The 19392-nt window shown below is 70.1% G+C and carries 22 protein-coding genes and 1 other RNA gene; 16 read left to right on the forward strand and 7 right to left on the reverse strand.

Annotated features, from left to right (window positions below; translation table 11 throughout):
- Positions 1-29 precede the first annotated feature (29 nt).
- From ACMV_RS13970 to ACMV_RS13990, 6 genes are all read left to right on the forward strand, one after another.
- Positions 30-224 carry a hypothetical protein gene (locus ACMV_RS13970; RefSeq protein WP_013640850.1) on the forward strand — a complete coding sequence of 65 codons (195 nt, stop codon included), beginning with the start codon at positions 30-32 and terminating at the stop codon, positions 222-224.
- Position 225: 1 nt separating this feature from the next.
- A complete protein-coding gene (gene zapA, locus ACMV_RS13975; RefSeq protein ID WP_013640851.1) occupies positions 226-546 on the forward strand; it encodes a cell division protein ZapA in 321 nt (106 codons plus the stop codon).
- Between the two features lie 9 nt (positions 547-555).
- A non-coding RNA gene (gene ssrS, locus ACMV_RS20015) (6S RNA) lies at positions 556-715 on the forward strand.
- 23 nt (positions 716-738) lie between these two features.
- Positions 739-1296 carry a 5-formyltetrahydrofolate cyclo-ligase gene (locus ACMV_RS13980; protein WP_007423532.1) on the forward strand — a complete coding sequence of 186 codons (558 nt, stop codon included), beginning with the start codon at positions 739-741 and terminating at the stop codon, positions 1294-1296.
- 21 nt (positions 1297-1317) lie between these two features.
- Positions 1318-2463 (forward strand): aminotransferase class I/II-fold pyridoxal phosphate-dependent enzyme, encoded by a 1146-nt coding sequence (locus ACMV_RS13985; RefSeq protein ID WP_012040097.1) that lies wholly within the window; start codon positions 1318-1320, stop codon positions 2461-2463.
- Positions 2464-2492: 29 nt separating this feature from the next.
- Entirely contained in the window at positions 2493-3086 is a 594-nt protein-coding gene (locus tag ACMV_RS13990) for a hypothetical protein (protein WP_085947341.1), read from the forward strand.
- Between the two features lie 149 nt (positions 3087-3235).
- Here the strand turns inward: ACMV_RS13990 and ftsY are convergent, their stop codons facing one another.
- The 5 genes from ftsY to nth are packed head-to-tail and all read right to left on the reverse strand — an operon-like array spanning position 3236 to position 8401.
- A complete protein-coding gene (gene ftsY / locus ACMV_RS13995; protein WP_035187383.1) occupies positions 3236-4171 on the reverse strand; it encodes a signal recognition particle-docking protein FtsY in 936 nt (311 codons plus the stop codon).
- Positions 4171-5406, reverse strand: coding sequence for a tRNA (N(6)-L-threonylcarbamoyladenosine(37)-C(2))-methylthiotransferase MtaB (gene mtaB / locus ACMV_RS14000; RefSeq protein ID WP_013640853.1), 1236 nt, complete (start codon positions 5404-5406; stop codon positions 4171-4173). Before mtaB ends, ftsY begins: the two co-directional genes overlap by 1 nt.
- Positions 5403-6236 carry a diaminopimelate epimerase gene (dapF, locus tag ACMV_RS14005; RefSeq protein ID WP_013640854.1) on the reverse strand — a complete coding sequence of 278 codons (834 nt, stop codon included), beginning with the start codon at positions 6234-6236 and terminating at the stop codon, positions 5403-5405. Before dapF ends, mtaB begins: the two co-directional genes overlap by 4 nt.
- 42 nt (positions 6237-6278) lie before the next feature.
- A complete protein-coding gene (locus ACMV_RS14010; RefSeq protein ID WP_007423315.1) occupies positions 6279-7748 on the reverse strand; it encodes an APC family permease in 1470 nt (489 codons plus the stop codon).
- Entirely contained in the window at positions 7745-8401 is a 657-nt protein-coding gene (gene nth, locus ACMV_RS14015; protein WP_007423313.1) for an endonuclease III, read from the reverse strand. Before nth ends, ACMV_RS14010 begins: the two co-directional genes overlap by 4 nt.
- A 145-nt stretch (positions 8402-8546) precedes the next feature.
- On the opposite strand from nth, the gene ACMV_RS14020 reads away from it, so the two are divergent.
- Positions 8547-9065 (forward strand): DUF2244 domain-containing protein, encoded by a 519-nt coding sequence (locus ACMV_RS14020; protein ID WP_231295282.1) that lies wholly within the window; start codon positions 8547-8549, stop codon positions 9063-9065.
- Between the two features lie 72 nt (positions 9066-9137).
- Complete coding sequence (locus ACMV_RS14025) at positions 9138-10286, forward strand: MFS transporter (protein WP_013640855.1); 1149 nt, start codon at positions 9138-9140, stop codon at positions 10284-10286.
- Positions 10287-10382: 96 nt separating this feature from the next.
- Here ACMV_RS14025 and groL read toward each other — a convergent pair whose 3' ends face one another.
- Both groL and groES read right to left on the reverse strand, forming a co-directional pair.
- A complete protein-coding gene (gene groL, locus ACMV_RS14030; protein WP_007423234.1) occupies positions 10383-12032 on the reverse strand; it encodes a chaperonin GroEL in 1650 nt (549 codons plus the stop codon).
- A gap of 44 nt (positions 12033-12076) precedes the next feature.
- Positions 12077-12391, reverse strand: coding sequence for a co-chaperone GroES (groES, locus tag ACMV_RS14035; RefSeq protein ID WP_007423235.1), 315 nt, complete (start codon positions 12389-12391; stop codon positions 12077-12079).
- Between the two features lie 286 nt (positions 12392-12677).
- Between groES and ACMV_RS14040 the strand changes: the two genes are divergently transcribed.
- The 8 genes from ACMV_RS14040 (at position 12678) to ACMV_RS14075 (ending at position 19387) form a co-directional block, all read left to right on the forward strand.
- Positions 12678-12935: an usg protein gene (locus tag ACMV_RS14040; protein ID WP_373856265.1), complete on the forward strand. Its 258-nt coding sequence runs from the start codon at positions 12678-12680 to the stop codon at positions 12933-12935.
- Positions 12936-13054: 119 nt separating this feature from the next.
- Positions 13055-13885 carry a hypothetical protein gene (locus tag ACMV_RS14045; protein ID WP_007423237.1) on the forward strand — a complete coding sequence of 277 codons (831 nt, stop codon included), beginning with the start codon at positions 13055-13057 and terminating at the stop codon, positions 13883-13885.
- 121 nt (positions 13886-14006) lie between these two features.
- A complete protein-coding gene (terL, locus tag ACMV_RS14050; RefSeq protein WP_231295283.1) occupies positions 14007-15395 on the forward strand; it encodes a phage terminase large subunit in 1389 nt (462 codons plus the stop codon).
- A 4-nt stretch (positions 15396-15399) separates the two neighbouring features.
- Positions 15400-16812, forward strand: a complete 1413-nt coding sequence (locus ACMV_RS14055) for a phage portal protein (RefSeq protein WP_013640857.1) — start codon at positions 15400-15402, stop codon at positions 16810-16812.
- Positions 16809-17234: a hypothetical protein gene (locus ACMV_RS14060; RefSeq protein WP_007423132.1), complete on the forward strand. Its 426-nt coding sequence runs from the start codon at positions 16809-16811 to the stop codon at positions 17232-17234. Before ACMV_RS14055 ends, ACMV_RS14060 begins: the two co-directional genes overlap by 4 nt.
- Positions 17235-17333: 99 nt before the next feature.
- Positions 17334-18656: a DUF4043 family protein gene (locus ACMV_RS14065; RefSeq protein ID WP_007423131.1), complete on the forward strand. Its 1323-nt coding sequence runs from the start codon at positions 17334-17336 to the stop codon at positions 18654-18656.
- Between the two features lie 13 nt (positions 18657-18669).
- Entirely contained in the window at positions 18670-18978 is a 309-nt protein-coding gene (locus ACMV_RS14070) for a hypothetical protein (RefSeq protein ID WP_007423130.1), read from the forward strand.
- A 1-nt stretch (position 18979) separates the two neighbouring features.
- A complete protein-coding gene (locus tag ACMV_RS14075; protein WP_012040108.1) occupies positions 18980-19387 on the forward strand; it encodes a hypothetical protein in 408 nt (135 codons plus the stop codon).
- The last annotated feature ends 5 nt before the right edge of the window (positions 19388-19392 follow it).

Raw genomic sequence — 19392 nt, forward strand, 5'->3', positions numbered from 1 at the left:
TGTAACGCAAAATCCGCGATAAGCATCGCATGGCGGAGCAGGAAACCGAAATTCAGGCGATCGAGCGGCTCGAAGCGGCGCTGGCGCGCATCGCCGCCCATGCGGCGCGGCCGGCCCCGCCGGGCGGAAGCGACGGGCGGGCCGAGGTCGCCGCGGCGCTCGACCGGATGATCGAGCAACTGCGGGCGGCGCTCGACGAGGCCGACCGGGTGGAGCAGGGCTGACATGGCGAACGTGAACATCCGCATCAACGGCTTCTCCTATTCGGTGAGCTGCGAGGACGGGCAGGAGCGGCACTTGCAGGCGATGGCCGCCGAGATCGACCGCCGGGTGAGCAGCATCAAGGCGATCGGCGAGCAGACCGGCGAGGCGCGGCTGCTGGTGCTGGCGGCACTTCTGCTGGCCGACGAGCTGCACGACCTGCGGGCCACCCACGAGGCGTTGCGGGTGGCGAAGCCCACCGGCGTTTCCCCCGAGCATGTCGCAAGGCTGCGGCGCGTCGCCGCGCGCGCGGAGGAGATTGCGGCGGACCTCGCGGAGTCCTAAGTTGCGGGGGCGAGGCTGCCCGGTGCGTCAGGCAAGCACATCCCCGGGGCCAGTAAGTATCTCCCAGGGAGCTGGCTCTGTCGGAACCGTGGTTCCGGTATTTCCGGCGCCCACCTGCTCACGCAGGCTCTGGGAGGATGTCAACGCCAACGGCCAGGGCGGCTTCGCACTTTTGCTCCTCTCCCCGACAGCATGACCGAGCTCGATCTCATCGCCCGCAAGGCGGCGGCGCGGCAGGCCGCCCTCGACCGGCGCGACGGGCTCGACCCGGCACTCGGCGCGCGCCTGGCCGCCGTGGTGCTGGAGCAGTGCCCGCCGCCCGCCGGCGCGGTGGTTTCGGGGTTCTGGCCGATCGGGGCGGAAATCGACATCCGGCCGCTGCTGGCCGAGCTGGAGGCGCGGGGGCATGCGATCGGCCTGCCGGTGACGCCGAGGCGCGGCCTGCCGCTCACCTTCCGGCGCTGGCGGCGCGGCGCGGCGCTGGTGCCGGGGCGGTTCGGCACCTCGCACCCCGAGGGCGAGGAGATCGTGCCCGATTTCGTGCTGGTGCCGCTGCTGGCCTTCGACCGGCGGGGCAACCGGCTTGGCTATGGCGCGGGGTATTACGACCGCACGCTGGCCGGCCTGCCCGATGCGTTCCGGCTGGGGTGCGCCTATGCATCGCAGGAGGTGGACGAGGTGCCGGTGGGACCGCAGGATGCGCGCCTTCATGCGGTGGCGACCGAACGCGGCGTGGTGCGCGCGGGCTGACGCCGCCTTTCAGGGTGGTCAATGGATATCATTCGGATTCCGCGATCGAAGATCGGCGATATCGGGCGGCTGGCCTTTGCCGACCCGGCGGTGGACAACCTGGCGTTCGGCGAGTCCGACCGGGCGCCGCCGGACGCGGCGCGGGCGGCGCTGATCCGCGCCGTCGAGGCCGGGGACACGCATTACGTGGACAGCCGGGGGCGGCTGTCGCTCCGCCTCGCGCTGGCGGATTATCTGAGCCGGGTGCACGCGAAACCGGTGGCGGAGACGCGGATCGCGGTGACCGCCTCGGGCATGGCGGCGATCGGCGTCGCCTTCACCGCGATCTTGCGGCAGGGCGACAAGGTGGTGATCCACGAGCCGGAATGGCCGAACCTCGCCGGGGCGGCGCTGGCGCGGCGGGCCGAGGTGGTGCGGCTGCCGCTGGACGAGGACGGGGCGGGCGGATTCCGCCTCGATCTCGACCGGCTGGACGCGGCCCTCGACGGCGCGCGGGTGTTCTGCCTCAATTCGCCGAACAACCCGACCGGGTGGATGGCGAGCGACGCGGAGATCGTCGCCATCCTGGAGATCTGCCGGCGGCGGGGCGTGTGGCTGCTGTCGGACGAGGTGTATTCGCGGCTGAGTTTCGACGGGCGGGCGGCGGCGCCCTCGGCGCTGGACCATGCGGGGCCGGAGGATCGGGTGATCGTCGCCAATTCGGTGTCGAAGACCTGGGCGATGACGGGATTCCGCGTCGGCTGGCTGGTGCTGCCGGAGGGCGAGCGGGACGCGGTGGGCGAGCTGATCGAGGCGACGCATTCCGGCGTGGCGCCCTTCGCGCAGGAGGCGGCGCGGGCGGCGCTGGAGTGCGAGGACTATGTCGCCGGGTTCCGGGCGTTCTGCGCCGAGGGGCGGGCGATCGTCGGCGCCGGGCTCGCCGGGCTCAACCGCGTGCGCTACAGCGCGGCGCCGGCCGGGCTCTATGCCTTCGCGCGGATCGAGGGGGTGGCGGACAGCCTGGAACTGGCGCGGCACCTCGCCATCGCGCACAAGGTGGCGGTGGCGCCGGGGATCGCGTTCGGCGCGGCGGGCGAGGGGCATTTGCGGATCTGCTTCGCCCAGAGCCCGGAAAAGCTGGAGCGGGCGATGACGAAATTGCGCGCGGGGCTGGCGGCGTTAACCTGATGTTTACATGTTCACGTTATGTTCCAGAGATGATTTCGAACAGGAGATGGATCGGTCTGGTCGCGGCGGCCTGGATGCTGGCCGGCGGGGTGGCGGCGGCGCGGGGGGCTTCGGCGCTGCCCGATCCGGCGCTGACGCCGGGGGCGATCAACCCCGCGGTGCGCGAGGCGACGATCGGTGCCACGATCTGCCGGCGCGGCTGGACGCGGACGGTGCGGCCGCCGGTGTCCTATACCGAGCCGCTGAAGAAGGCGCAGATCCGGCGCTATGGCTATGCCGATGCGCAGCCCTGGAAATACGAGGAGGATCACCTGATCCCGCTCGCGCTCGGCGGCTCGCCAACCAGCCCGGCGAATCTCTGGCCGGAGCCGCATCTCGGGCGGGGGCAGTGGGGCTCCTATGCGAAGGACCGGCTGGAGGCGCGGATGGCGCGGCTGGTCTGCGCGCATCGGCTGGGGCTGGACGAGGCGCGGCGGATGATCGCGCGGGACTGGATTTCTGCTTATCGGCGCTTCATCGGATCGCGGCCGGACAATGCGCCGTTGCATGGGCGCGGCGCGGGATATGACGGCGGATACCGGCCGTATCACCACTGGCATCACTGGTATCGGCGCGACTGGTGAGGCGCAGCTGGTGAGGCGGGACTGGTAAGGCGGGGCGGCGCGAGCCGTCACGCTACGGCAGGTCGCCTTTTGGTGTCTGCAAATCGCCGCTGACATTCAGCAATGCGCGGATCGTCGGGTTTCCGGATGATCCGGGACGGCGCAAGATTTCAGGCGGGGCGGTCGGCATCGGCGCCGGTCAGCGCGCGGGCGAATTCGGTGGCGTCGAACGGGCGGAGATCGGCCGCCTGTTCGCCGACGCCCACGGCATGGATCGGCAGGGCGGCGGTTTCGGCCAGGGCGACGACGACGCCGGCGCGGGCCGAGCCGTCGAGCTTGGTGACGATCAGCCCGGTGAGATCGACCATCTCCTTGAAGGTGGCGACCTGGGCGATGGCGTTCTGGCCGGTGGTGGCGTCGAGCGTCAGCAGCACGGCGTGGGGGGCGGTTTCATCCTGCTTGCGGATGACGCGGATGATCTTGCGCAGCTCCTCCATCAGCGCGGCCTTGTTGTGCAGGCGGCCGGCGGTGTCGATCAGCACGATGTCGTGCCCGTCGCGCCGGGCGCGGGCGATGGCGTCGAAGGCGAGGCCGGCGGGGTCGGCGTTGGCGGGGCCGGTCATCACCGGCGCGCCGGTCCGCTCGCCCCAGACCTGGAGCTGTTCGACCGCGGCGGCGCGGAACGTGTCGCCGGCGACGAGCAGGGGTCTGGCGCCGGCCTCGGCATAGGACTGGGCGAGCTTGCCGATCGTGGTGGTCTTGCCGGTGCCGTTGACGCCGACCATCAGGATCACGAACGGGTTTTTGCTCCGGTCGATCGCGAGCGGCTGCGCGACGGGGGCGAGGATTTTCGCCACCTCCTCGGCCAGCGACGCGCGGATTTCGGGAGCGGAAACGTCCTGGCCGAAGCGGGTGCGGCGGAAGGCGCGGATGACGCGGGCGGCGGCGGCGGGGCCGAGATCGGCGGTGATGAGCAGGTCTTCGAGCTCTTCCAGCGCCGCGTCGTCGAGCTTGCGCTTGGTGAAGGTGTCGGTGATGCCGGCGGCGAGCTTCTGGGTGCTGCGGGTGAGGCCGGATTTGAGGCGCGAGAGAAAGCCGAGCGCCATCATTCTGCTCCTGCGGTCACGCCGGTGGCATCCGCGCCGGTGATCCTCGCCGTGACGAGCGCGCCCGGGGTGACGGGTGCGGAAAAGCGGATCGGCGCGAAGGTTTCGGTGTGGCCGGCGGTTTCGGTCTCGGCCAGGGCGGTGACGGTGGTGCCGGTCATGGCGCGGAAGCGGGCTTCGGCGCGGCGGGCGCCGGCCTCGCGCAGGCGGGCGGCGCGGGCGCGGCGTTCGGCCATCGGCAAAGCGGGGATGCGCGCGGCGGGCGTGCCCTTGCGGGCGGAGAAGGGGAAGACGTGGAGATAGTCGAGCCCGGCGTCGTCGACCAGCGCGAGGGTTTCGGCGAAATGCGCCTCGGTTTCGGTGGGGAAACCGGCGATGAGGTCGGCGCCGAGGGCGATGTCGGGGCGGAGCGCGCGGGCGCGGACGGCGGCCTCGATGACGTGGTGGCGGAGATGGCGGCGCTTCATGCGCTTGAGGATGAGGTCGGATCCGGCCTGCACCGAGAGATGCAGATGCGGCATCAGCCGGGGCTCGGATTCGAGCAGGCGCCAGAGATCGTCGTCGATCTCGGCGGGGTCGATCGAGGAGAGGCGCAGGCGCGGCAGGTCCGGCACGGCGGCGAGCAGGCGGCGGCAGAGCTGGCCGAGTTTCGGCGCGCCGGGCAGGTCGGCGCCGTAGGAGGTGAGGTCGACGCCGGTGAGCACCACCTCGTTGTAGCCATTGGCGACGAGGGTGCGGACCTGCTCGACCACGGCGCCGAGCGGGATCGAGCGCGAGGGGCCGCGGCCATAGGGGATGATGCAGAAGGTGCAGCGGTGATCGCAGCCCTGCTGCACCTCGATGAAGGCGCGCGCGCGGGTGCCGAAGCCCTCGATCAGGTGGGCGGCGGTCTGGCGGAGCTGCATGATGTCGGCGACGAGGACCGGCGCTTCCGACCGCCAGGCCTCGGGCGTGAGCTTCTCGGCGTTGCCGAGGACGCGGGCGACACCCTCGATGCTCGACCAGGCGGCCGGGTCGATCTGGGCGGCGCAGCCGGTGACGATGATTTTCGCGCCGGGGTCGGCGCGGTGGGCGCGGCGTATGGCCTGGCGGGCCTGGCGCTCGGCCTCGGCGGTGACGGCGCAGGTGTTGACGATGACGGCGTCGCCGAGCCCGGCGGCCTCGGCATGGCCGCGCATCACCTCGCTCTCGAAGGCGTTGAGGCGGCAGCCGAAGGTGAGGATGTCGAGGCTCATGGCGCGAGCATGGCCGCGTCCAGCTCGCCCTCGAAGACCAGGGCGACGGGGCCTTCCATCAGCACGTGGCCGTCGTCGCGCCAGGTGAGGGTGAGGGTGCCGCCGTCCATCTCGATCTCGGCGCGGCGGGCGGCGAGGCCGCGGCGATGGGCGTTGACCAGGGCGGCGCAGGCGCCGGAACCGCAGGCGAGGGTGAGGCCGGCGCCGCGTTCCCAGACGCGCAGGCGGATGCGGTCCGGCGCGTCGATCCGGGCGAAGCCGATATTGGCGCGCTCGGGGAAGAGGCGGGCGTGTTCGAGCTTGGGGCCGATCGTCTCGATCTGCAGGTGGGTCAGGTCGTCGACGAAGAAGGTGGCGTGGGGGTTGCCCATCGAGCAGGCGGCGGGGTTCTGCACCGGGCCGAGGGCGAGGCGGAGCGAGAGCGTGTCCGCCGGTTCGGCCAGGGGAATGTCTTCCCAGCCGAGTTTCGGCGCGCCCATGTCGACCTCGACCAGGGTGGGGCCCTTGATTTCGGCGGGCAGCAGGCCGGCATTGGTGCGGATGGCGAGGCGGCGGGCGCCGGTTTCGCCGGCGAGCAGGGCGGCGACGCAGCGCGTGGCGTTGCCGCAGGCGCCGGATTCCGAGCCATCGGCGTTGAGGATGCGCATGAAGGCGGCGGCGCCGTCGTCCGGCTCGATCAGGATGATCTGGTCGCAGCCGACGCCGCGGTGACGGTCGGCGATGCGGGCGGCGGCGGCGGGGGCGAGGTCAAGCGGGTGCGCGCGGGCATCGAGAACGACGAAATCGTTCCCGGCGCCGTGCATTTTCAGAAAGGGTCGGGCCGCTGCCATGCGGTTCGTATATGGCGTCGCGGCGCGGCGCGGAAGGGGGCGCTATTCGAGGGGGAGCGTTGCGGTGACGGCGGCGAGGCCGGGGGCGACGCGGCGGGCGCGGAGATAGAGCGCCGTGCCGATCAGCGCCATCACCGCGCCCTGGAACAGCGGCTGGACGTAGAAGGGCGCGTGGGGCAGCACCAGCACCGAGCGGATCAGCGCGATGGTGACGACGATGGAGAGCAGGGCGACGGGCACGACCATGACGCCGCGGCGGAAGGGCTCGGACCAGCCATGGCTGGCATGGCGCGGGTTGTAGCGCAGGTTGAGCGCGGCGCAGGCGACGGCGAGCCAGACCAGCAGGATGGTGACCGAGCGGGCGACGATGCCGAAGGCCCAGCCGATATAGGTCGCCTGCACGAGGAAGAGCGAGGCGAGCACGACGGTGAGGGTGAGGGCGGCGACCGGGGCGCGGCGGCGCGAGGTTTCGGCGAAGCGGGCGGGGATCAGCCCGTCCTCGGCCCAGGCGAAGAGCATGCGCGAGGTGACGACCATCTGCGGCGCGAGCGTCTTGCCGACGATGAGCGCGATCACGAGGTCGAGCGCCGCGGCGAGCGGGCGCGGGGCGGCGAGGCCGATGATGCCGGGGGCGGTGACGAGGGAGGCGTGCTTGTGGCGGATGAGGTCCAGCGCCGCCCACCAGGGCACGGCGTGCAGCAGCGCCGCGGCGACCAGCGAGAACAGCACGACCGAGGTGAGCCAGGCGATGACGATGCCGCGCGGCATCACGGTTTCGGCGTGTTCGGTCTCGCCCGACAGGGCGGGCGCGCCGGACAGCCCGCCATAGGCGAAGATGAACAGGGTGCAGACGGCGAGGAAGGCGTGCGCGTCGAAGGGCGGGGCGGCGGCGGGGCGGGCGAAGGCGATGCCGGTGCGCGCCGCGGCGGTGTGCAGCAGGGCGGCGGGGTCGGCGGCGAAGCCGATGACGCCGACGGCGAGGGCGGTGACCACGACGAGCGCGAGCAGGATGACGACGAGGCGGCCGTAATCGCGGATGCCGGCGACATGGATGCCGTAGATGATCCAGAGTGCGGCGAGGCCGAGGACGAGATGGCCGGGCTTCGAGAGCAGCAGGTGGCCGGCGGCGAAGCCGGCATTGACCATCGCGTTGCCGAGGAAATTGCCGAAGGCGAAGGCGATGAAGCCCATCGCCGCGGTGATGCTGGCCCACCAGACGAAATGCAGGATGAAGCCGAGCGGCAGGTTGAGGGCGCGCACCGTCCAGACATAGGACGAGCCGGCGCGCGGCATGGCGCGGGAGAACCGGGCGTAGAGGAAGACCTTCAGGAAGATGACGAGGCCTGTCGCGAACATCGCCAGCGGCACCAGCGCGCCGATGCCGGGATAGACGCCGAGGCTCTGGGGGACGACGAAGTTGATTCCGGCGCCGTATTCCTGGGTGACGGCCGAGGCGACGACGGCGGCGAGGCCGAGGGTCTTCGCGAGGCGGAAGCCGGAGGACGCGCTCATGCCCGGCGGCCCCTCGCGGGTGCCGCGGGTTTGGGGGTGAAGACGCACCATTGCGCGCCGGGGCAGCGCCAGCATTCGGGCTGGCGGGCCTTGCAGACATAGCGCCCGTGCAGGATCAGCCAGTGATGGGCGCGGCGCAGCAGGTCGGGCGGGATGCGCCTGACCAGGCCGTCCTCCACCTCGCGCACGGTCTTGCCGGGGGCGAGGCCGGTGCGGTTGGCGAGGCGGAAGATGTGGGTGTCCACCGCCATGGTGGGCTGGCCGAAGATTTCGTTGAGCACGACATTCGCGGTCTTGCGGCCGACGCCGGGCAGGGCCTCGAGCGCCTCGCGCTCGGCGGGGACCGCGCCGCCATGCCGCTCGACGAGGAGCTCGGCGAGGGCGGCGACGTTCCTCGCCTTGGACTGCCAGAGGCCGATCGAGCGGATATGCGGGCCGATGCCCTCGGCGCCGAGGGCCGCCATCGCCGCCGGGGTGGGGGCGGCGGCGAACAGGCCGGGGGTCGCCTTGTTCACCGCGGCGTCCGTCGTCTGCGCGGAAAGGACGACGGCGACGAGCAGCGAGAACGGGTCGGCGTAGTGGAGCTCGGTGCGCGGCTCGGGGTTGCCGGCCGAGATGGCTTCGAGGAAGGGGCGGATATCCGCCGTTTTCATCCTGCGCACGCGGGCCTGCGGGACGGTGGGGCGGCGCTTGGGGGGCGGTTCGGTGGCGGTCGGCATCCGCGATTTGTGCGGGGCGGGGGGGATTTTGGCAAGCATCCATGCTTGCGGAATGCGCATTCGATGCGAAGATAACGTCATGGCGGAAGCGTTGGGTATGGCCGGACAGGGACGGCCGATTTTCCAGGCGGTGCTGACGCCGCACCGGAGCATGAGCCGGCGCGGCATGTTCGTCGTGTTCGGGGTGATGGCGACCGGCTCGTTGCTGGTGACCAGCCTGATGTGGCGGCTGGGCGCGATGCCGGTGATTGGGTTCAACGGGGCCGATCTCATCCTCGCCGTCACGCTCTACGGGATGAACATGCGCGGGGCGAAGGCGTCCGAGGTGATCGTGCTGACCGACGAGGCGCTGACCATCACCCGCACCACGCCGGGCGGGCGCAGGAGCGAGGTGCGGCTGGAGGCGGGGTGGCTGCGCGTCGATGTCGAGGAACAGGCGGGGACCAATCCGATCGTCTCGGTGGCGAACCGGGAGGCGCGGCAGATCGTCGGCATGGCGCTGGGGGATGCGGAGCGGCGGGATTTCGCCGATGCGCTGAAGGCGGCGATCCACCGGATGCGCTCGCCGCGCTTCGACAATCCGCAGACACGGGGCTGAGTTCCGCCGGCGGGCGTTGCCGCCGGCGCCGGCGGCGTGTTCATTGCCGTTCTCTTTTCGCGGAATTCCGGCATGAAACTTCCCCTGCTCGCGCTCATCGTCGCGAGCTTCGCCATCGGCACGAGCGAGTTCGTCATCGTCGGGCTGGTGCCCGATCTCGCGCGCGATTTCTCGGTCTCGATCCCGCGCGCGGGATTTCTGGTCAGCGCCTATGCGCTGGGGGTGAGCTTCGGCTCGCCGTTCCTCGCGGTGCTGGTCGGGCGGTGGCCGCGCAGGGCGGCGCTGCTCGGGCTGATGGGCGTGTTCGTGCTGGGCAACGCGCTCTGCGCGCTGGCGCCGGGCTATGACACGATGCTGGCGGCGCGGGTGGTCACCTCGCTGTCGCACGGGGCGTTCTTCGGGATCGGCTCGGTCGTCGCGGCGGAGCTGGCGCCGCGGGAGAAGCGGGCGCGGGCGGTGGCGCTGGTGTTTCTCGGCCTCACGCTCGCCAATGTGCTCGGCGTGCCGGCGGGCACCATCCTCGGCCAGGCGGCGGGATGGCGGGCGACCTTCTGGGTGGTGGCGGCGATCGGCCTTGTCGCGATGGCGGCGATCGCGCTGCTGCTGCCGCGCGACCTGCGGGCGGGATCGGCCAGGCTGCTCAACGAGGTGCGGATTCTCGGACGGTCGCAGGTGCTGCTCGCCATGCTGATGGCGGTGCTGAGCTCGGCGAGCCTGTTCAGCGTGTTCACCTATATCGCGCCGATGCTCGAACGGGTGGGCGGGCTGTCGCCGCACTGGGTCAGCGTGGCGCTGCTGGTGTTCGGCGCCGGGCTGACGGCGGGCGGGCTGCTCGGCGGGCGGCTCGCGGACCGGCATGCGGCGCGCACGATCGTCGCGACGCTGTCGGCGATCGCCGTGCTGCTGGTGGCGCTGCGGGCGGCGCTGCCGTTCGGCCTGGTGGCCGTGCTGGTGATGGCGGGCTGGGGGATGGCGGTGTTCACCCTGGTCTCGCCGTTGCAGACGCGGGTGATCGACCATGCGCGGGATGCGCCGAACCTTGCCTCGACGATCAACCAGGGGGCGTTCAATCTCGGCAATGCCGGCGGGGCGTGGCTGGGCGGGGCGGCGCTGGGCGCCGGGATCGGCTATCGGAGCCTGCCGCTGCTGGGCGCTGCGCTCGCGCTGGCGGGGCTGGCGGTGGCGGCCTGGGCGTTCGGGCTGGAGCGGCGGCGGGGCTGAACGGCGGCGCGGCGCAAAAAGGCGGGGCTCAAGAGAAAAGCCGTGGGGTTGCCCCCACGGCTTTCCGGTATCCGGGCCTGAGCCTGGAGCGGCGGATCAGAAATCCATGCCGCCCATGCCGCCCATGCCGCCCATTCCGGCGTCGCCACCGGCGGGGGCCTTCTTTTCCGGACGCTCGGCGACCATCGCTTCGGTCGTGATGAGCAGACCGGCGACCGAGGCGGCGTCCTGCAGCGCGGTGCGGACGACCTTGGTCGGGTCGATGATGCCGGCCTTGACCATGTCCTTGAACTCGCCGGACTGGGCATCGAAGCCGAAGCTGTAGTCGTCGTTGTCGAGCACCTTGCCGGAGATCACGGCGCCGTCTTCGCCGGCGTTCTCGGCGATCTGGCGCATCGGCGCGAGCACCGCCTTGCGGATGATGTCGATGCCGAAGCGCTGGTCGTCGTTATCGGCCTTGAGCTTGTTGATCGCGAGCGAGGCGCGGGCGAGGGCCACGCCGCCACCCGGGACGATGCCTTCCTCGACGGCGGCGCGGGTCGCGTGCAGCGCGTCGTCCACGCGGTCCTTGCGCTCCTTCACCTCGGTCTCCGAGGCGCCGCCGACGCGGATGACGGCAACGCCGCCGGCCAGCTTCGCCAGGCGCTCCTGCAGCTTCTCGCGGTCGTAGTCCGAGGTGGTCTCCTCGATCTGCGCGCGGATCTGGTTGCAGCGGCCGGTGATGTCGGCCTTCTTGCCGGCACCTTCGACGATCGTGGTGTTTTCCTTCTCGATCAGCACCTTCTTCGCGCGGCCGAGCATGTTCAGCGTCACGGTCTCGAGCTTGATGCCGAGATCTTCGCTGATGACCTGGCCGCCGGTGAGGATCGCGATGTCTTCCAGCATGGCCTTGCGGCGGTCACCGAAGCCGGGCGCCTTGACGGCGGCGATCTTGAGGCCGCCACGCAGCTTGTTGACGACCAGGGTGGCCAGCGCCTCGCCCTCGACGTCCTCGGCGATGATCAGCAGCGGCTTGCCGGACTGGACGATGCTTTCGAGCAGCGGCAGCATCGGCTGCAGGCCGGAGAGCTTCTTCTCGTGGATCAGGATGTACGGATTGTCGAGATCCGCGACCATCTTCTCCGGGTTGGTGATGAAGTAGGGCGAGACGTAGCCGCGGTCGAACTGCATGCCCTCGACGACGTCGAGCTCGGTCTGGATGCCCTTGGCTTCCTCGACCGTGATGACGCCCTCGTTGCCGACCTTCTGCATCGCCTCGGAGATCATCTTGCCGATCTCGGCCTCGCCGTTGGCGGAGATGGTGCCGACCTGGGCGGTCTCGCTCGGGGTCGTGATCTTCTTGGTGCGCTTCTTCAGCTCGTCGACGATGGCGTTCACCGCCTTGTCGATGCCGCGCTTCAGGTCCATCGGGTTCATGCCGGCGGCAACCGCCTTCGCACCCTCGCGGACGATCGCCTGGGCAAGGACGGTCGCGGTGGTGGTGCCGTCACCGGCGAGGTCGTTGGTCTTCGAGGCCACTTCGCGCACCATCTGCGCGCCCATGTTCTCGAACTTGTCGGCGAGTTCGATTTCCTTCGCGACCGTCACACCGTCTTTGGTGATGCGGGGCGAACCGAAGCTCTTCTCGATGACGACGTTGCGGCCCTTGGGGCCGAGGGTGACCTTCACCGCGTTGGCGAGCAGGTCGACACCGCGGATGAGGCGTTCGCGGGCGTCGGCCGAGAAGCGGACGTCTTTAGCAGCCATGTGTAACTTCCTTTATGCGATATCGGAGGGGAAACCGGGGGTGATCAGGCGGCCTTCTTCTTCGAAGCCGTACCCTCGATGATGCCCATGATGTCGGATTCCTTCATGATCAGCAGCTCTTCGCCGTCGATCTTGACCTCGGTGCCCGACCACTTGCCGAACAGGATGCGGTCGCCGGCCTTGACGTCGAGCGCGACGACGGCGCCGGCCTCGTTGCGGGCACCCGGGCCAACGGCGATGACCTCGCCTTCCATCGGCTTTTCCTTGGCGGTGTCGGGGATGATGATGCCGCCGGCGGTCTTCTCCTCGGCGTTCAGCCGGCGAACGACCACGCGGTCGTGCAGGGGACGGAATTTCATGTGGCTCGCTCCTGACTTCAGAAGTCTGTTGCAACAGTGACGGGCTCAGCAGCGCCGGCCCTCTCGATAGGCACCGGATGCTTGCTAGCACTCTCACCGGGAGAGTGCCAAAGGGATAGTGTTGTGGGCAACCGATGTCAAGTCCGGCAGCAATTGCCCGAGGTGAGTGCTAAAGTGTTGATAAGAAAGATTTTTCTTGCCAACCCCCGGGGGTGTCATGGCATCGTCATGGTCAGGAGGAGCGGACTCGCACGGCCCGCCGATGACAGTGCGACGGAGACAGATCATGACACTGAGCCGACAGCTCGAGGGATACCGGCTGACGACCGCCGAGATTCTCTACCATCTGCCCGACCATCCGGGCGTTCTGCAGAGTTTCGTGTGGCAGGACCTCGATATCGCGCCGCGCTACCCGGTGCTGTACCGGTTCCTCGATTTCTGGAGCCGGCAGATCGAGGGCAAGCTGCATTCGGTGCGGGTGGGCACGGCCGCGCTGATCACGCCAGGGGAGATGCGCAGCCCGCATATGTTCCAGCTTCACTGACCCGCGCGGCCATGGCGTGGCGGATGGGTGACATGTGTGGAATTCGCGCCGGCATCTCAAAGTTAAGCAGACGTTCAGGTTTTCTTGCGATAAATTGTGTTACGCAAGATTGATCTGGAATGGCGGCTGTGACGAGGAATATCCTTTGTGCGCTCGGACTGGCTCTCGCGCTGGCGCGGCTCGCGCCGTGCGCGCGGGCGCAGGGCGTGAACCCGGCGATTGCCGCGGCCGAGACCCGGGTTTCGCTCGGCATCACGGCGACGGGGTACAGCTATCACGAAGGGTTCGACAACACCTCCGACCAGGAGAGCGGCGTGCTGCCGGGGTTCAGCCTCGGCGCCTCGCGGCTCGGCCCGGCCTTGGGCCTGCCGGACGTCTATACCGGCGTGGTCTACGATTTCTCGGGCGGCGCGCTGGGATATCAGGGCTACCTGCAGGGAACGTCGCAGGGGCTCGTGCCATACGACCAGTCCGAAGCGGCGCGGTTCAACCATGTCGAGGTCCAGCTCGGCGTTGCCGTGCCGCTGAGCCACGCGGTCAGCGTGCTGCCCTTCATTGCCGCCGGCTATCAGAGCTGGTCGCGCAATATCGGCGGTAGCGGCGGCTATGGCAGTTTCTATCACGCGGCGCTGGCCGGGTTCGGCGCGAAGCTCGATTATGCGGCGACGGGGCGGCTCGTCCTCTCCGCCTCGGCGGAGGGACTGGCAGTGGTGGGCGGCGGCGTTTCGGCGCCGGCGCTCGGATTCTCCGGCAGCTTCGGCACCAGCGGCGAGGAGGCCGTGCGGCTCGGCGCCGACTGGCGGCTCGACAATGTCTGGCACGTCTTCGCCGGGCTGGAGATGCGGCATTTCAACTATGCCGGATCGAAACCGTCCAACGGATTCTATGAGCCGACGAGCAGCACTTTCGCCGCGCGCGGCGAGATGGGTGTCGCGTTCGGCTTCCCCTGAGCCGAGGGTGGAGCCTTCGGGGGAAAGAAAAAATCTAACATAGCGTTTTTTCTGCTTTCCCACCCGCCCCGTTTTGGGCTATCCCTCCGGTCATGATGAGGTTCTGTGCGCGGCGCGGTGCATGATGTGCTGCGACGGAGCCAGAGGGGGGGCGGTTCGGCCCCGCGATTTCCGCCGGTTCGCCGCCGCGGTGCTGGAGGCGCAGGGCTTGCGGCCGGCGCGGCACCAGCTCGCGATGATCGACGCGCTGGAGCGCGTGGCGGCCGGCCAGGTCGACCGGCTGATGGTGCAGATGCCGCCGGGGGCGGCGAAATCGACCTATGCCTCGGTGCTGTTTCCGGCGTTCTGGTTCACCCGCCATCCGGCGGGCGAGGTGATCGCGGCGAGCCATACGGCCTCGCTCGCCGAATATTTCGGCCGCCGGTTGCGCGCGCTGATCGCCGAGGCGGGCGAGGATTTCGGCCTGCTTCTCGACGCCGGCAACCGGGCGGCGGGGCGGTTTTCGTTGCAGGGGGGTGGCCAGTATTTCGCCGCCGGGGTGCGCGGGCCGATCACCGGACGGCGGGCGGATCTGATCCTGATCGACGATCCGGTGAAATCCTGGGCCGAGGCGGACAGCCGGGCGGCGCGGGACGCGCTGCATGACTGGTATCGCGCCGAACTGCTCTCGCGGCTGAAGCCGGGCGGGCGCGTCGTGCTGGTGATGACGCGCTGGCATGAGGACGATCTCGCCGGGCGGCTGATGGCCCGGGAGAGCGGCTGGACGGTGCTGCGGCTGCCGGCACTCGCCGAGGCGGACGACCCGCTCGGACGGGCGCCGGGCGAGGCGCTCTGGCCGGAATGGGAGGATGCGCGGGCGATCGCCCGGCGGCGGGCGACGGTGGGCGAGCGCGTGTTCGCCGCGCTCTACCAGCAGCGGCCGATGCGCGATGGCGGGACGCTGTTCGAACTCGACAGGCTCGGCTTCGTCGACGCGCCGCCGGCGGTGGTGCGCACCGTGCGCGCCTGGGACCTGGCGGCGACGGCGGCATCGGCCGGGCGGAATCCGGACTGGACCGTGGGGTTGAAGCTCGGGCTGACCGCCGATGGCACGCATGTCGTGCTCGACGTGGTGCGGGTGCGGGCGGGGCCGGCGGCGGTCGAGGCCTTGCTGCGGGCGACCGCCGAGGCGGACGGGCGGGGCACCGCGATCGCGCTGCCGCAGGACCCGGGACAGGCCGGCGTCGCGCAGGTCGCGCATCTGCGGCGGGTGCTGGACGGGTTCACGGTGATCGCCAGTCCGGAATCGGGATCGAAACAGACGCGGGCGATGCCGGCCGCGGCGCGGATCGGCGCCGGCGGGACGCGCGTGGTGCGCGCCGGCTGGACCGACGCGTTTCTCGCCGAGCTGCGGGCCTTTCCCGATGGCGAGAAGGACGACCAGGTCGACGCGCTGGCGCGCGCCGAGGCGACGCTCGGCCAGGCGCCGGTGGCGGCGCGGATGGTGAATTTTTCTCTGATGGGGCGCTGAATTCATGTTCGACACGATCTGCCAGACGATCCCGGCCGATCCGCACCTCGCGCCACGGGCGCGGCGGCTGGAGATCTATCGCCGGGTGCTGGACGGGACGATCTATGACGCGCTGCCCTATGCGTTCCAGGAGGAGCGCAACGGGGCGGGCGAATATGTGCCGCTGCGGGCGCGGCGGCCTTCGGTGCGCTACGGGCTGTGCCGGATCGTGGTGGAGGATTCGGTTTCGCTGCTGTTCAGCGCGGGGCATTTCCCCGCCGTCGAATGCGCGGAGCCGGAGATCGAGACGCTGCTGGCCGACCTCCTCGGCGAATGCCGGCTCAACGAGGTGATGATCGACGCGGCGCTGCGCGGATCGGTCGGCTCGGTGGCGATCCTGCTCCGGGTGCTGAAGGGGCGGTTCTTCTGTTCGGTGATGGAGACGCAATACCTGACGCCGCGCTGGCGGGAGGATGCGCCGGACACGCTGGAGCAGGTGACCGAGCTCTACAAGGTGCGGGGCGCGGAACTGATCGGCCAGGGCTATCAGGGGATCGATCCCGGCCAGACCTACTGGTTCCAGCGGCGCTGGGATGCGCAGGCGGAGACCTGGTTCGAGCCGGTGCCGGTGGGCGAAGGGCTGCCCGCCGCGCCGGATCGGGCGCGGAGCGTGCGGCATGACCTCGGCTTCGTGCCGATCGTGTGGATCCGCAACCTGCCGGGCGGCGAGGGCGCCGATGGCGCCTGTACCTTTCGCGCGGCGATCGAGACATCGATCGAGATCGATTACCAGCTGTCGCAGGTGGGGCGCGGGCTGAAATATGCCTCCGATCCGACGCTGTTGATCAAGGAGCCGGCGACGACCGACCGCGAGATGGTCAAGGGCGCGGGGAATGCGCTGATCGTCTCGGAAAAGGGCGATGCCAAGCTGCTGGAGATTGGCGGCACCGCCTCGGCCGCGGTGATCGACTACGTGCGGACGCTGCGCGAGTTCGCGCTGGAGAGCGTGCATGGCAACCGCGCCAGCGCCGACCGGCTGGCGGCGCCGCAATCGGGCCGGGCGCTGGAGCTGATGAACCAGGGGTTGATCTGGCTCGCCGACAATCTGCGGATTGCCTATGGCGAGGGCGGGTTGCTGCCGCTGCTGCGGATGGCGCTGCGGGCGGCGGCGCGGTTCGACGTGAAGGTGATGGGCCGGACGGTGCCGCGGGTCGATCCCGACCTGCGGCTGAGCCTGCGCTGGCCGCGCTGGTATGCCGCCTCGGCCGATGACCGGCTGAAGGAGGCGCAGGCGATCGCGACGCTGGTCAATGCGGGCCAGCTCTCGCGCGAGACGGCGGTGAAGAGTCTCGCCGCCAGTCATGTGATCGGGGATGCGGCGGCGGAACTCGCGCGCATCGCCGATGAGGGGGACCAACTGGAACGGAACGGGGCATGAGCGACGAATTCGCGGAGCACGAGGGGCTGCCGGACGAGCCGCAGGCGGCGCCTGAGGACTGGCAGGCCAGGGCGATGGCGGCCGAGCAGGCGATGGAGGCGCTGCGGCGCGAACACGCCGAGCGGCTGCGGCGGGCCGAACTCAGGATCGAGGCGGTCAGGGCCGGCATGATCGATCTTGACGGGCTGAGACTGATCGACCCGGCGGCGATGACGCCGGCCGAGGACGGCACGGCGCCGGACGCGGCGGCGCTGATGGCGCAGCTGAAGCGGGACAAGCCCTGGCTGTTCGGCGCGCCGTCATCGTCATCCACGGCGTCGGTGCCGCGGGCGGAGCCGCCGCGCGCCCGCCATGCGACCGAGCTGAGCGAGGCCGAGTGGCGCGCGGCGCGTGCCGAACTGCTTCGGCGCGCCGGGGGCTGAGCCGGCCGCCGGCCGCTTTCAACAAATTAACGCGTTGTCAGACAACCGTGCCCCGCGCGACGGGGTGCGGCGAATTGCGTCATCCAGAAGGAACACGACATGGGTATTTCGAATTTTCCCGCCTCGCTGCAGCCGATCATCCAGCAGGGCTTCCTCGAGCGCGAATTCGAGCAGGCGCTGCGCTCGCGGCTCGGCTACCGGATGGTGGCGGATCGCGAGAGCTTCGCCGTCGGCATCGGCGAGACGCTGACCAAGACCCGCGCCGGGCTGAAGCCCTCGGTCACCACGCCGCTGGCCGCCGCGACCAACACCAATCTCGATAACGGGCTGACGCCGCAGGGCTGGGGTGTCGAGCAGTATACCGTGACGCTGAATTTCTACGCGGCGACGCAGGACCTGAACATGGTGACCAGCCGCGTCGGCATCGCCTCGCAGTTCCTGCAGAATGCCGCGACCAATGGCGAGCAGGCGGCGCGCAGCCTTGACGAGCTGGCGCGCAACGCGCTGTTCGCCCCCTATTTCGGCGGCAACACACGCGTGAGCGCCACGCTGGCGAGCGCGGCGCCGAGCATCGAGGTCGATGATATTCGCGGTTTCACCACCGTTTTCGTCAACGGCGTGCAGACGGCGGTTTCGGCCAGCTATCCGCTGACGGTAACGGTTGGTTCGAATACGTATCTGCTCATTGGCGTGACGCCGGATGTCAACAACGCATCGTCGGCGCCGGGCGGGATTTCGGGAACCCTGACCTTTTCCAACGACGTCAGCGTATCTGACGGCACCGCCGGCAATGCGGTGCGCGCCGCGACGGCGAGTGCCATCGTCCGGCCGCAGGGGGCCGGGACGACCAGCGCGCTGCAGGCGACCGACACGCTGACCATGTCCGCCCTGCTCGATGCGGTGGCGACGCTGCGGCAGAACGCGGTGCCGGAAATCGACGGTGTCTACAACTGCTATCTCGATCCGGTCTCGGCCCGGCAGCTCTTCGCCGATCCGGATTTCCGGCAGCTGTTCCAGGGCGCGACGTCGAGCAACGCGGTGTTCCGCCAGGGCATGGTCAACGACTTCCTCGGCCTGCGCTTCATCACCACGACCGAGGCCTATGTGCAGTCGCATCCCACACTGGCGGGGCTGTACATCCGCCGGCCGATCGTCTGCGGCAAGGGCGCGCTGATCGAGGCGGATTTCGCCGGCATCGGCGCGGACGACGTCGCGCCGAAGGATGCGCTGGTGCACATCATCGACGGTGTCGCCATGGTCACGCGCGAGCCGATCGACCGGCTGCAGCAGATCATCGCCCAGTCCTGGTACTGGATCGGCGGGTTCTGCGCGCCGTCCGACACCACGACGACGCCGAACACCATCCCGACCGCGACCAATTCCAACTTCAAGCGCGCGGTGATGATCGAGCATATCGGCTGAGGAGGGGGCGAACATGTCAATCGGGTCCTCGCTTCCCTTCAGGCCATCGGGCACCGCGTCCGTCGCCGCCTCGACCAGCGCGGCCTCGACCGCGCTTTCCGGCGGCGGGTCGAGCCTGCTCGTCTACAACGCCGCGGCGTCCGTCGCGTTCGTGCGGCTGGGCACCGCGGGGATGAGCCCGGCGAGTGCGGCGGATACGCCGGTGCCGCCGGGCGGGCGCATGCTGATCGATTCCGGGCGGCTCGTGAGCGAGGCGAGCGCCGTGCTCGCCTCGGGCGCCGGCACGGTCTATTTCACCCGCGGCGACGGCTCGGTCTACTGACATGTCGGGCAGTGTTTCGAGCGCGCCCGGCACGCTGAGCGAGGCGCAGAAGGTCGATGTGCGGCGGTTCTGCGGCTATCCGGCCTATGGCGCCGGGGCGGCGGGATTCCAGTCCTGGCGGTTCTTCCAGGCCTACGGCACGCTTGAATACCGGATGAACAACCTGGCGGCGGAAGAGGTGGCGGTGGTGGTGAACTACCTTGCCACCCTCGCCGCGCTGGAGGTCGCGATTCCGGAGGCGAGCGGCAATCTCGATACCGAGGCGGCGGCCGGCTGGCAGCACAACGCCAACGAGGTGCGCGACCGTGCCGCCCTGTTCGACCAGTGGCGGCGGCGACTGTGCGGGTTTCTCGGCCTGCCGCCGGGGCCGGCGCTCGGCCCCTCGGATGGCATCACCCTGATCGTTTGAGGTCT

It is taken from the genome of Acidiphilium multivorum AIU301, assembly GCF_000202835.1.
GTDB lineage: Bacteria > Pseudomonadota > Alphaproteobacteria > Acetobacterales > Acetobacteraceae > Acidiphilium > Acidiphilium multivorum.